General features: G+C 63.8%; 8 protein-coding genes. 1 reads left to right on the forward strand and 7 read right to left on the reverse strand.

The window, feature by feature from the left end:
- The 4 genes from ACT3S6_RS14015 to ACT3S6_RS14030 form a co-directional block, all read right to left on the reverse strand.
- The coding region (locus tag ACT3S6_RS14015) for an alpha/beta fold hydrolase (protein WP_444555476.1) at positions 1–806 on the reverse strand (806 nt) is incomplete at its 3' end.
- Between the two features lie 8 nt (positions 807–814).
- Positions 815–2,089: an MFS transporter gene (locus ACT3S6_RS14020; RefSeq protein WP_096157939.1), complete on the reverse strand. Its 1,275-nt coding sequence runs from the start codon at positions 2,087–2,089 to the stop codon at positions 815–817.
- Positions 2,090–2,126: 37 nt separating this feature from the next.
- Positions 2,127–2,852 carry a TetR/AcrR family transcriptional regulator gene (locus tag ACT3S6_RS14025; RefSeq protein WP_096157938.1) on the reverse strand — a complete coding sequence of 242 codons (726 nt, stop codon included), beginning with the start codon at positions 2,850–2,852 and terminating at the stop codon, positions 2,127–2,129.
- A gap of 1,274 nt (positions 2,853–4,126) precedes the next feature.
- Entirely contained in the window at positions 4,127–4,576 is a 450-nt protein-coding gene (locus ACT3S6_RS14030) for a sulfate permease (RefSeq protein WP_338077634.1), read from the reverse strand.
- A 419-nt stretch (positions 4,577–4,995) separates the two neighbouring features.
- Here ACT3S6_RS14030 and ACT3S6_RS14035 point away from each other — a divergent pair, with 419 nt between their 5' ends.
- Complete coding sequence (locus tag ACT3S6_RS14035; RefSeq protein ID WP_443437991.1) at positions 4,996–7,911, forward strand: hypothetical protein; 2,916 nt, start codon at positions 4,996–4,998, stop codon at positions 7,909–7,911.
- Between the two features lie 64 nt (positions 7,912–7,975).
- Here the strand turns inward: ACT3S6_RS14035 and ACT3S6_RS14040 are convergent, their stop codons facing one another.
- The 3 genes from ACT3S6_RS14040 to ACT3S6_RS14050 are packed head-to-tail and all read right to left on the reverse strand — an operon-like array spanning position 7,976 to position 12,967.
- Positions 7,976–8,899, reverse strand: a complete 924-nt coding sequence (locus ACT3S6_RS14040) for an abortive infection family protein (protein ID WP_096157934.1) — start codon at positions 8,897–8,899, stop codon at positions 7,976–7,978.
- A gap of 30 nt (positions 8,900–8,929) precedes the next feature.
- On the reverse strand, positions 8,930–12,445 hold the full coding sequence (gene mobF, locus ACT3S6_RS14045; RefSeq protein WP_096158915.1) for a MobF family relaxase: 3,516 nt from the start codon (positions 12,443–12,445) through the stop codon (positions 8,930–8,932).
- Between the two features lie 36 nt (positions 12,446–12,481).
- The gene (locus tag ACT3S6_RS14050) at positions 12,482–12,967 is read right to left on the reverse strand and encodes a hypothetical protein (RefSeq protein ID WP_442326745.1); all 486 of its coding nucleotides are present in this window, start codon (positions 12,965–12,967) and stop codon (positions 12,482–12,484) included.
- Positions 12,968–13,081: the final 114 nt, after the last annotated feature.

The following is a 13,081-nucleotide window of genomic DNA, read 5'->3' on the forward strand; positions in this document are numbered from 1 at the left end:
TGACCGGAGTGCTCGGCGATGACGTGTCGCCCGTGCGGGGATTGGGCGGCACGGTGGGCGGCTGCGGCATTCGAGGCGGCGCGGACACGGCGAGGCATTCCGTCCTTGCCTGTGGTGAGGCCTCCGGAGATGACCGTGACCGGGATTTCCCCCAGCTCGGGCGGATATTCCTGCCAGGCGTGGAGCTCGGAAAGAAAAGTGCGCGCTTGACGGCGCTGGGTGCGCACGACCGAGGGGAGGAAGGCCTCCTGGTGCAGGTCTTCGCGGACGTCGTCGGGCATGCCCTCGCCGATGAACCGGAACATCCGCTCGAACAGGCCCAGCCTTGCGAGCAGCGCCGCGCCGCTGAGCGCGATCTTCTCACCGAGACGGAAAGGCAGCTTGAACAGGAAGTCTGCGGCCTCATCGGTGGGATCGACCAGCACGATCCCTGCGATGCGGTCAGGGCGGCCGACGGCGGCCAAGCGCACGATGGGGCCGCCCGCGGAGTGGCCGACGAGGATGAACGGGCCGGCGCCGAGGCCGTCAAGCAAGTCATTTAGGTCGTCAGCCATCCTCTCCAGCGTGCGACCGCTCGGGTCTGGTTCGGAACGGCCGAGGCCGGCGCGGTCGTAGACGACGGCGGGGGCGAACTCGGCGACCCGGGTTTGTACGAGCGCCCATGTAGACCGAGTCGCAGCGGACCCGGCTTCGAACACGACGGTCGGCACCTCGGCTTCCCGGTCGCCGGGCCCGGGCAGCATCATCGCGTACAGGTGGCGTCCATCGCGGGTGGGAATCTGGATCGGTCGGCCTTGGGTGTGCATTCGTCCGCCTATACGTCCGGGGCTGCGGCCGGTGCCCGCTCAGCGTCGGAGGGCCGGAGTGTGCTGGTGCGGAATCGGGGGTGGAGGAGGACGAACAGTGTGACGATGAGCATGATGAGGGTGCCGACGATGATCGGCAGGGGCGCCCACAGGCCATAGAGAGTGGTGCCCGCGGTGGGGGCGATGACGAAAGTGAATCCGGTGGTGGCCGCGACCAGCCCGGCGAGTCCGCCTTGCTCTTCGCGGCTGACCAGCAGCGTGGGGCCGGCGGTGTAGCCGGGCATGGCGGTGCCCAGACCGAAACCGATGAGCAGGATCGCGAGGAACAATGAGACCGGCCCGATATCGGGGACGAGCAGCGCGAAACCTGCGAGGGCGATCAGTCCGCCCACGCGCAGTAGCGTCGGTGGGGTCCAGCCGCTGCGCGGCACGACGGCGGCCTGGGCGAGAACCATGCCGATTCCCGCGGCGAGCAGCGCACCCCCGGTCACCAGTCCAGTGGTGGCCGCGTCCAGATGCAGACGATCTTGGACAATGAACCCGGTGATGACCTGGATGAAGCCGAGCGCCGTGAACATGCCGAACCCGGCGAGCAGGAACGGCCAGATGCGCGAGTCCAGGGGGCTGACCTTGGCTGGGCGTTCGATGAGTTCGTGGCGGGGTTCGCGGCGCAGCCGGAACGCCAGGAGCACGAGGCCGACAGCCAGCAGCACGGGCACCGCGATGAGCGGGGTGATGAGCCCCGCGGCGGACAGCACGCCGCCCAGGACGGAGCCGCCGATCATAGCGACCCCCTGCACAGCGCCGACCCCGGCCATGCCCTTGACCCTGGCCGTCTCATCCGTTGTGACGTCGGCGATGTATGCCTGAGCGGTGGGTGGTACCGCCGCCAGAGCTGTGCCGAATCCGATCCCGCGCAGTAGGACGAACCACAGGAACAGGGTGGTACCGGTGACCAGGCCGCTCATCCCGAGCTGCGCAAGCACCGCGAACAGTGTCATCGCGACGGTGCCCAAGGTGAACGCGGCCACGAGCACGGGCTTGCGCCCCCACGACTGAGAGCGTCGGCCCCAGAACTGGCTGGTCGCGACGACCATGACCGCCGCGACGCTGATGGTGACACCGATCTGCCATTCGGCCAGCCCTACCTCGCGTGACAACGGCGCGATGATCGGGTTGAGAGTCATCTGACCGAGGTAGGCGAGGAACACCCCGGTCAGCAGCAGCGGAATCTGCGTCCGCTGCTGGGCCGCGTTGGCAGGGCCGATGCGAGGTTCGGTCATCTGGAGGGGTCCTTCACTCCTTGACTCAGGGATCGGGTCATGGGCGAGCCCCGGGTGCGAGCTCCTGTTCGATGCCGGTCAGGACGATGCGCAGCTTGCCGCGGAACCACACCACCGGCTCCTCCCGAATCGCCCGGACCATCTCGTCCCTCAACTGCGCAGTCACCTCATCGACGCCGAGGTGGTCCGAGTCGCCGTGTGTCGAATCGCGATGCGCCGACCAATGGCGCTCCATCGTCTGTCGCACGGGCAGAAACTCCGCTTCCAGTGCCCCTGCCAGCGTCTCGACGCCGCGGCGGCTGTCGGCTACGAGATCGAACACCAGGTCTACGGCGAGCACCGCGTTGCGGGGCGTGAAGCCCCGATTCACCAAGGCTACACCGACGCGGTCGGACAGCTGGATCATGGATGCCGGGATCACGCCCCGTGTTGCTTCCAGCACCGCCCCGGGGTGTGCTTCCCAGGCGTGCCAGGATGCGAGTGCCCAGCGTTCCAGCAGTGGCCGCCAGGATCCGTCGAGGTCTGGCCATTTGGTTCGCCGCAGCGCCAGGTCCAGGCCCAGCCGCACCAGCTCGTCCCGGTTCGCCGCGTGCCGGTAGAGTGTCGCCTGCCCCACGCCGAGGCGGCCTGCCACAGCGGCGAAGGTCAGGCCCGTGAATCCGGTCGCCAGCACGGCTTCCGCGATCGCATCCCCGGCCAACGCCTGGGGGCGGCCTGGGCCACGCTTCGCAGGACGATCCGATACTTGATTGGTAAGGGTCACCTTACTAGGTTATGAGAGTTGACTCTCATAATCAAGTTGCTGGGCTCCAACGGGTATATATCATTGAGGACATGGATCGATGGAGGATTTTTGTGACAGGCGCAGCGATGCTCGCTCTGGCCGGGTGCGCCGCCGAAACGCCTCAGTGCACTGCGATCGGGTCACCGGCCGGGCTCAGCCTCGAGATTGCCGCGCCTCTTGCCACAACCGCCACGCAGGTGGATATGCAGGTCTGCTGGGACGGTGAATGCTACAGTCCCGCAATAGAATTGCTGCCATCCTTGACATCCGAGCCGCAGGACTGCACCGGTCCCGAACCGGATGACAGTTGCTCGGCAAAACAGGTTCCGGCCGGTGGAAAGCACGGCTTTGCGGAAATGCCAGAATTACCAGCGGCAGAGGTCGAGGTAGCTGTGACTCTCCACGACAGTGCAGGCACGCAAGTATTCCACGATATGACCATTGTCATGCCAGAACCAACCTACCCCAACGGGCCGCAGTGTGCCGCTGACGGAGTGCAGGCTGCGCTTATAGCTGAGAGGACTCAGCTTCGCCAGGCATCGTAACCCGAGCAGTCCCCTCGACTGCTCACATTCCGCGGCAGATATCACGTGGAGCGCTACCTGGAGCGAGGTTTACTGTGCGTCTGGCCCGACGGCGGGGACGCGCAGGAGAAATCCCGGCTAAGACGATGCCACTTCGGTGTACAGGGGTGGAGCCGGTCTCCAGTCATTGCGCGGCAGAATCAGGGCCTGCGCGATTCGGGTACGACAAAGTTGGAAGCGGAGTCTGATCGCAGACGGCGGGCCTGCCTGGCTGTATTCGCTGGTGTTGTTGTGCTGCTGGAATGCCTTGAAGTTTGTCATCATGGGGCCGGTCAGCGCTGTTCTTTTACTTCGGGTAGGTGCACGTGAATCGCGCACCCGTCGCAACGAGCACAAGGTTCTCTTGTCCGCGGCCTGAGGCGTCTGCCCGGTGCGCCGCTAAGCGCACCTTCTCGGTGACTTCAACCGAGAGGACCAGCTCATGAAAACGAGACTGATCTGGCGACCGACGAGCACACGGCGCGGATGGTGCTGTCAATGATTGCGGAGCCGAACGATTCCACGACTGGACGGCTCCTTACACGAGTGGATGCAGGTGAGACGATCCGGCTCCTTGAAACCGAGAATACGGTTCCTGTCCTCGGTCGGGTGGACGGCACGATGTGGCGGGAACGGCTCACTCCGAGAGTTTCTGCGGAGTCCGTGACAGAACAGCTCCGACAGGTGGAACTACTCGGGATTGAGGTTGTGATTCCTGGGGATCGGCATTGGCCAGCTGGGTCTGCTGTTTGGCTGACTCCTTGACTCAACCAAAGCCTCAGCAGACCCTACCGTTTCCCAATATACTGCAGCTCGTTTGCTGTGGCGGCGGACGCGTGCTTCCTGGTACCGGACGCGAGCCAGGAGGACGACGCTGATGGGTCCCATGAGGATGAATTTCAGCGCATTCCACAGGAAGAGAAAGAAGGCCAGGTAGAGCCATTCGCTCCACCCGTGCCCAATGAGAATGGTGCAGGAGACGGCGGCGAAGAGGTAGACGCCGCCGAGGAGCATCGCGGGGAGACCCCATTTTAGGCCGCGCCGGGTGCGGATTTTGTCGAGGAGGATGTTCGTTGGCATCCACCGGCGCAGGAACACGCGGGTGCGGATGCTGGCATTCCATAAGCGGCTGATCAGCATGGTCGGGGTCTCACTTTCACGCACAGGAGTATCGAGCTGGTGTGGCTGGTCCTGTGTGGGTGAGTGCCCGATGCTCTGGGCGGTCTGCGTTGCCGAAACCCTGGGGCTCGACTCGGCGTGTGGTTTTTCCTGCCACCACTGATTCTACGCGGTCGCCGGCATTTCCGGTAGGGCTGCGGTTCTTGGCCGGTCGAGCCTGCCGTGCTGGGCGGGGTCGTACCTGTCTGCTGGCGGTACCTCGGTCTGGGGTTGCTGCCGTCTCACCAGGAGGCAACCACGTGATGTGGTGCAGAAAGAGGTATGGAATGCGATCTCAATCATCCCCAATATCCCGGGACCCGGGCGATGTGCCTGGGAGTCCACGACACCGGTTCCGGCACCGCGTACGGCAGTTCGGTGGCCTACTCGCCGCAACGGCGGTGCTCGTCACTGGCGGCGTCATCGCCGCAGGGCCCGCATCGGCGGCCTCGGTCGGGCCAGGCCACGGCGACCTCAACACGACCGGCACGGTCGGGGCGTTCATCGCCGAGTCTGATGGTCGCCAGGTGTATTGCATGGATGCGGGAGCGCCCGCGCCGTGGAATATGACGAGCGGGCCAACGACGGTCACTGACCTGACGAGTTACACCGGGCAGCAGCTGTCACCGACGACGCTTGCGAAGTTGAACTATGTGATGGCGAAGTGGGGCGACTCCACCAACCCCGACATCACCGCAGCGGTGCAAATGTATGTGTGGGCCGAAGCCGACCCCGTGACATATCAAGCTCAGGGCGGACAGTCGTGGGCGCTCACCCGGGTACCGGCCGCGCACCAGTCGACCGTGTTGGCAAACCTCGCCACGATGTATGCCGACGCGAATGCGAATCATGCGGTGAACCCATCCGTGGATGTGGTGATCTCGATGGCCGATCAATACAACGGCACCCTCACCGTCAATGTGTCACCAACGGCGCTGAATGGGAGCGTGGTGCTCACGGATGCGACCTTCATCGACGGCACCACCTCAAAAGCGCTAGGAACCGGCACGTACCCGATCGTGGGGAAACCAGCCGCCGGTGTACCTGAATATCGGGTGACCGCGTCCGCGTCGTACAGCGGTGTCGGGCTCGGTGCTCGGGTGAATCTGTATGAGACACCCGGGCAGCAGCGGCTCCTTGCAAATGGGACACCCGCAGCGGTGACCGCGACTGCGCAGACGCTGTGGATTGCGCTGGATTTCCAGCCCGTGATCGGCACCCAAGTCGCCGCAAAGTACGTGGCCGAAGGTGACAGCTTCACCGACATGCTCACCGTGTCGACGGTTGGCGTCGGCTCGTGGATCCATGTTGATGGCAGCCCGGTTCCGCTGACTGCCCAGGGCACGCTCTACGGCCCGTTTGATGAACAGCCCGCCGAGTCAGAATCAGTCCCCGATGGCGCTCCGGTCGTGGGCACCGAGACACTGGTGTTGAATCGGGGAACCGGCGAGTACGCCTCTGCCGGTTCCCTCACCGCGACCGAGTCTGGGTTTTACACGTGGGTGTGGGGCATCGATAAAACCGCACAGGGTGACAGCGGGAAGTACATTCGTGGATCGTTCACCGACTGGTTTGGTCGGGTCGCAGAAACTCACGTGACTCCGTTCCAGCCCGGAGCCGTCTCGAAAACCGATGCACGGCTCGCGCTCCCTGGTGATGAGGTGACCGACACGATCACCGTGTCATCCACGAATGGGGCGTGGCTGCGAATCGACGGCGACTACATCCCCGCAGTCCTCGATGGCACCGCCTACCAAGTGCCCGGCACGCTGCCGCCCCTCGAGCAGCCGGGCGTGGCCTCTGACGCAACGGTGATCGGTGAGGTGCAGGTTACCGCGACCGGCCCCGGCACCTACACGTCACCGCCGGTGGCGCACCCTCATGCGGGGTTTGTGACGTGGGTGTGGGAAGTGCGTCTGACCAGTCAGCCCGACGAATATCGGGACTACATCGCCAACGACTGGGCGGATAACTACGGGATTCCGCTCGAATCAACCAGCGTGCGCTGGCCCATCAGCGTGACATCGGAGGTGCGAGAGTACAACGTGCATCCAAACGGACGCGCATTCGACACGATCGAAGTGACAGGGTTCCCGGAGAACCATGGGGACTTCACCGGCGACGGATACTGGGGTGCCGACCTGGATGTCATCACCCACACCGTCTACGGCCCCTTTGACACCGACACGGTCCTGACTGATGAACTGGTGGTTGATGACGCTCCGGTGTTGACGGTGCTCACGACTCCGGCACGCAACGGCACCTACCAGCTGGGCTATACCGATGCAGATCAGATTCGCCCCACCGAGCCGGGCTACTACGTGATTGTCTCAGATTTTGCAGGCGATGACCGGGTGCAACCGTTCCGCTCCTCACCGGCGGACATTCTGGAACGCTTCTACGTACCCCAACCGCCCGCACCGGGTGTGGAGGTGACGGTGACGACGAAGGCGACCCCGGAAGCGTTCGTCGGCGACCCGATCAGCGACACCGCGATCGTCGAAGGGCATGTGCCCGACGGCGCATATCTCGTGTTCCGCGCCTACGGCCCATACTCCGAGCAGCCGATGATGGGTGAAGAGGGGGAACCGTTCTTCATCTCCGACGAAATCCCGGTGGATGGGGCTGGCGAGTATGAATCCGGGGTCACGAGCGTGGATACGGCGGGGCTCGTGTTCTGGGTCGAAACGCTCCACGCCCCAGATGGTGCCGTGCTCGCGGAGGGCTTCATCGGAGCGCCCGGTGAAACGACCATCGTGCACGAACGTCCCACCGACGTCACCGTGACGACGAAAGCGGTCCCCGAGGTGACGCTCGGCGATCCAGCTCACGACGTCGCTATTGTCACCGGCGATGTGCCAGAGGGTGCGATGCTCGTGTTCCAGGCCTACCGCCAAACCGGCGCTGAGGCGGTGTGTGACGTCGAGAACCTGGTGTTCGACACGCACGACGAACTCATCCCGGTCACTGGGGCAGGCGAATATGTGTCGGCCGAAGTGGTGTTCGAGGAAGTGGGCACGTACTTCTGGATCGAAACGCTCTACGACCGGGACGGTGAGATGCTGCACCGCGGTGAGTGCGGAGCAGCAGGTGAGACCACGAAGGTGGTCGAGAAACCGGTGACCCCGTCTGGACCTCCGTCGCTTGCGGTCACTGGAGCCGGATGGTCCTGGGCAGGGATTATCGCCGCGCTGATGCTGACCGCGACTGGCGGGATCCTCTGGTTCGGGAGGAAGCTCGCCCTGTATCGGGAGCGCACCGGGTACGTTCGCGACGAGGATCTCGCCGCGGAACTCGAGGAACTCACGCAGGAGTAGCCCAGGGCAGAAATGATGAGTGAGGGGCTGCGCCACTGGATGGTGCAGCCCCTCACTCATCTGTCTATTCGTTATTGGAGTGTTCGTGCCAGGTGTCGGCGATGAACTGTGCCACGGCGACTGTGGAGTTGAACACAAGGCGGGCATGTCTCGGGGAGGCTGGGCTCAAATCGCTGGCACCGTGTCCGTTACCGATGGAGTTTCGCGATTCGGCGATGGACTGCACCGTAGTGGTGAGCGCGCGCATAGCCTTTCGCAAGGCATCGCTGCCGCGTGAGTCACCTTCGACCGCATTCGCATTGATGTTGAGGCTTGATGAGACCTTCGCGAACAACCCGGGAAGCTCATCTCGCTCAGAGAACTCGACGCCGAGGTCAGTAAGGACGATCTTGCACTGGCTCTCGATCAAGTTCTTGCACGAGGAGATAGCGGTAGCAGGGTCATCGTTCAGATCGCGGTCGATCATGTCCAGGTGTCGCCGGAGAACCGCATTCTCAGTGAGATCTGGTGTCTGGGTCAGAGTCAGCGTTGCGGGCGCGTGATAGGCAGCGATGTGTCGTGACGCATAGATGACGCGGTCGCCGAAGTTATCCGCCGGATAGAGTTCGAATCCGTCGCGGCGGAGCGTGTCGTTGTAAGCGGTCACCATCGCCGCAGCCGCTTCAGGATCGTCCCGCACAACTGGGTGCACCGTTTCGACAAGGAAGTTCAGAAGGTTCTCGTCGGTGCCGTCTCGGAGCTGGAATCGGTCGTCGCTGAAGACCCAATCGTCTTCCCAATCCCAGTTGTTGACGGTGTGCTGGTAAATGTCGCCAGTGGCGGTGTTATATCGAGAATCCGTGCTGGGCAGCAGCTCTAGTTTGTAGAGGCGCGCTAGGAATTCGGGGTGCTCCAACCGTCCGGACCAGCGGTATTCGGATAGGGCGAGCCAGTCGAGCAGATTGTTCCGGGTACTGCGGTTGATCCGCCTCCCGCTCACAGAAGTCATACATTGAGTTTATCGAGGCAACTTCTGGGCTCATCGGAGGGTTCGACCACTCTGATCACGGATGGTCGCTGCGCCAGATGTCTGGTCAGTGTGCTCTGACTCACGGATACGGGTGCGGGCGCGTTGGTAGTCGATACGTTGCGCATCATCCGCCGGGACTGGCCCGAGCGGGCTTGTCGAGGTGATGCCCCACCGATCCCGATACGCGACAACCGCCCGCACCGTGCTCTGCCGCACCGCCGGGTCAGCAATGTCGAGCGCCGTGACCCAGGGCTCAGCGTGTTCGAGCACCGCCTGGGTGAGGATGTTGAGCCGCGCCTGCATGAGCTGCTCCCGTTCCTCAAGGGCTTGCCGCATGGCAGGGTCGGTGATGCCCGTGGCCCGGGGCACCAGACCGATGATCAGGCCGGGAGCCTGGCGCGACGAAGCGGGGTAGGTCGCCGTGACTTTCTGGATCCGGAACCGCAGCAGCGATCCGAGATCTTCAACGTCTTCGAGGTTTCCTGCGCGGATGACGCGTGGGAGGAGGTCGTCGATGTTGTGCCCCTCGGCTTCGAGGCGACGAAGCTCCGTGGTGAGGATCCCAAACGAGTCCGTCTCCACAAGATCGTCAACGACGGCGGTGCCGAGGCCTGCTGTTTCGAGGAGGGTGACCCACCGGGATTGTTGGGCTTCCGTGGCGATGGTCTCGTATTCGGCGGCCAGCTGCGCGAGCGACCCCCACATGTCTTGTTCTGCGGTGATGGTGTCATGTGCGGACTGTTCGGCACCGACATGTTGGAGGATGCCATAGAGAATGCTTCGTGCGCTCAGTTCCAGGTCGTCTCGGTGTTGATGTTCTTCCAGATGATGCTGGTCGGTGGCGACATAGACGCGGTTGGATTCTCGGCCGCGGGTCATCGCGACGTAGAGCGACTCACGGGTGACTTCCGGTGAGTGGACGATCGCGTGAGCGGTATCGACGGTGGAGCCCTGTGCCCTGTGCGCGGTGATCGCGTATCCGAGGTCGACCTGGTCAGCAACGTAGGCTGCGGGCAGAATGATCGTGGTCCGCCACCGAGAGTGTGCCCGGCGGACCGTGAGGGATCCGTCGTCGTGTGCGTGGGTGACGTGCCAACGGTCTCCGTTCTTCACCCAGCCGCGTCCAAGGGAGAGGCGGCGGTCGTTTCGCCTGGTGATGACCAAGTCGCCGCGGGAGGCTTCGTTCCCGTCGTGCAACTTCACCCCATCCAGGGCGACATCTCCAGCGAGGATTCGGTCGGTGCGGGCACGCGTATTCAGCTCGGATACAGTGTCGAGGGTCTCCGCGATCAGCACCGACGTCTTGCCCGCGGCTTGGTCGCTGACCCAGGCTTGGTAGGCGGCGTCGAGGATGTCTTCGTAGGTTCCCGGGGTGACGCGGTCATGCTTGAGGTAGGTGTCGATGACGTCGGTGTCGCCGAGGCGTAGCTGCAGGGAGGCGTGTTTCTCCCAGTCGTTGCGGAAGCGGCGTACGTCCAGCAGCTCCGGTGCGTCGCCTCGATCTCGGACGAGCATCCCGAATGCTCCACCCGCGTCGACCGCGGCCAGCTGCGCCCAATCACCCACCAGCAGTACCTTCGCGCCCGCGTCGGCGGCGTGGGCGGTGATCGTGTCCAATGCGAGGGTTCCCGCGAGGGACGCTTCGTCGATGATCACCAGTTGACCAGCGGTGAGGTTCCAGGTGCCGCGGCGGTGCTCGTGCAACCATTTCGCGGTGTTCTCGGTGCTGATGCCGAGGTCCTGGGCGAGGACATCCGCTGCGGCTGCGGACGGGGCCAAGCCGACCACGGACCCGGCACCGTGGTTCTTCTCCCACGCCCTGCGGAGGGCGCTCATGGTCGTCGTTTTCCCTGTACCTGCGGGGCCGACCAGGACATCGAGAGTGCGACCGGAGATGCCGATCTTCGCGATCGCCTGCTCCTGATCCACCGACAGCACAAGCCCAGCAGCACTCTTCGACCGCGCAGCATGTTCAATCCACGCCAACGGCACCGTCGGAGCCATCCGTGACTCTGAAGCGGCAAGGAGTCGGTCTTCCGCGGCAAGCACACGCTCGGAGGAGAACACGGTCGATGCCTTCGGCCGGAACACGCTCTGTCCGTCGTGTTGTTGGAAGATGGGTGGGCTGGAGGCGAGCTCCGGCGGCGTCAACCGCAACGACGCTTTCTCCGCGGCATCGACGATTTGCCCGGTGATCAGGTCACGGTCGGTCGCAGAGGCGAACCGGAGGCCCATGGTTTGTCGGACGGCTTCGGCGTGCAAATTCCATCGTTTCCACGTCGCCCGCCGGTCACCCACCTGCGCCACCACACTCTCAGCGACCGTGCGCAGGTCATCGAGCGGGATATCATCCGCGCGCAGCAACGGCTCCCGCACACTCCCCACTACGAGGGCGCTTGCCCACGTCGGAGCATCTTCACCGAGCACGCGGGTGGCGCGCTCCCGCCACGCAGTGGTGAGGTCGCTGAGTGAATGATTCTGCTTTGGCGGACGAGTCTCCAGCGTCGCCCGCTGTCGGAATTGCCACAGCAGTTTCGAGGATGGTTGCCGCCCATGCTTGGCAACATATTCGGCCACGAGCCGGTCTTTAACCTGTTCGATGCCGCGCGTGCGGGAGGAGAACTCGTTCATCAGCGACTGTGGGACACCGGTGATCTCCCACGCCGTCGATCTGCCCGTCCCGCGGTCGCGCGCCTCCCACCCGACACCCAGGATCGCGGCGAGGTGATCAGAGAGAACCGCGTTGTAATGCTCCGACAGCCCCGTCACCGCCGTATGCAGGGCACGGGAATCCAAGGTGCGCCACTTCCCATCCCGTGCTCCTTGAACGCGATTCGCCACGACTACGTGAGTGTGCAGTTGCGGGTCCGAGGATCGAGAGTCGTAATGATCGTAGGCGGCGGCGATCACACCGCGCACATCAGTTTGCGCGACCGCGCCACGCGGGCCCTTCACTCCCACACGCGTCATCGCGACATCGCGTTCCAACAGCTCCAGGACGTCTTGAATTGCGGCGTGGTGCGCTTGCGCGATCAGGGTCTGCGTTCCACCATCGGCCACCGCCCACAGCGTCGACACTGACTTCGGAACGGAGAAAGTCAGGTCGAACCCTGCAACTGGGGCACCGGTTGGTTTGCTTGCTTCCTCTGCTTCGATGAGCGCCGTCTGTGTGGAGAGTGCGGCCGGAGTGAGGTTCTCGGGTAAGCGTGTGAGGCGCCGCTGCACACGGTCGCTTGCGGTCGCGAATTTGCGGTAAGGGCGGCCCAGTTGCTCCTCCGTGGTTGGGTTCTGGCCGTAACCCATGAGGCGTCGTAGCTGCTCTTCAGACACCGCACCACCGGGAAGAATGTCATCAGAGAGTCCCGCGATGCCGGAGCCGATCCATGTGCCAGGCGGTGTGCCCGATTCGAGGTAATACCGTGTCAGGACGGATGCCGCGTCGCGGTCACCGTCACCGGCGACCACAGAGTTCAGCAGGTACCGGTAGCCGTCACCGGCGGTCATCACACGGATCGAAACTGTCACGTCAACCGCCCCGCACATCGCCCGATACGGCTGGAATCAGGGACGCTCGACCCCGCCACGCTTCGGCGACTCAGCAGCTGTCGGCCGTGACTCGGCGTCCGGGTCGAGCTGACGTTCCCGCTGCTCGAGGAACCGTCGATAGTTGAGAAGCTCCTCTGCAGCGAGCGGATCATGCTCTGGCCACACCAAAGACGACGACTCCGCACTGACTCCCATCAGCGTGTTCCGCAAACTCAGCACCTGGTCCGAAGCCGCCGTCAACAGACCGCCATCGAACATCGCTCGCGCCGAGCCACGCGCTTGATCCCCGAATGTTGTGACCGCGGTCGCACCATGCTCCTGGAACGCAGTGCCGGCAGCATCGATCACTCGATCTATCGACAACAGCATGCCCACAAGAGGATCCACGACATCGGCAACCTGCTCCGGATGCTCACGTAACGCACCCCTCGCCCGGTCCAGCTTCTCGGCCTGTTCAGCGATCGCACGCGCAATTTCGGCAAGATCCGTAGCTGTAGACATCATCGACTCCTTCCATAAGAAACACCGGCTCACTTGGAAGGTGCGCTCACTCTTCAAAACTCAGACCTGCATCCACGCCGCAATTGACGGGGTCTCACCGAGGACTCACTCCTT

Source organism: Arthrobacter sp. AOP36-C1-22, assembly GCF_052377515.1.
GTDB lineage: Bacteria > Actinomycetota > Actinomycetes > Actinomycetales > Micrococcaceae > Arthrobacter_H.

Bases quoted from the DNA above. Each gene is read 5' to 3' on its own strand.
- ACT3S6_RS14020 (WP_096157939.1), bottom strand. From the start codon at position 2,089: ATGACCGAACCTCGCATCGGCCCTGCCAACGCGGCCCAGCAGCGGACG.
- ACT3S6_RS14030 (WP_338077634.1), bottom strand. From the start codon at position 4,576: ATGCTGATCAGCCGCTTATGGAATGCCAGCATCCGCACCCGCGTGTTC.
- ACT3S6_RS14040 (WP_096157934.1), bottom strand. From the start codon at position 8,899: ATGACTTCTGTGAGCGGGAGGCGGATCAACCGCAGTACCCGGAACAAT.
- ACT3S6_RS14050 (WP_442326745.1), bottom strand. From the start codon at position 12,967: ATGTCTACAGCTACGGATCTTGCCGAAATTGCGCGTGCGATCGCTGAA.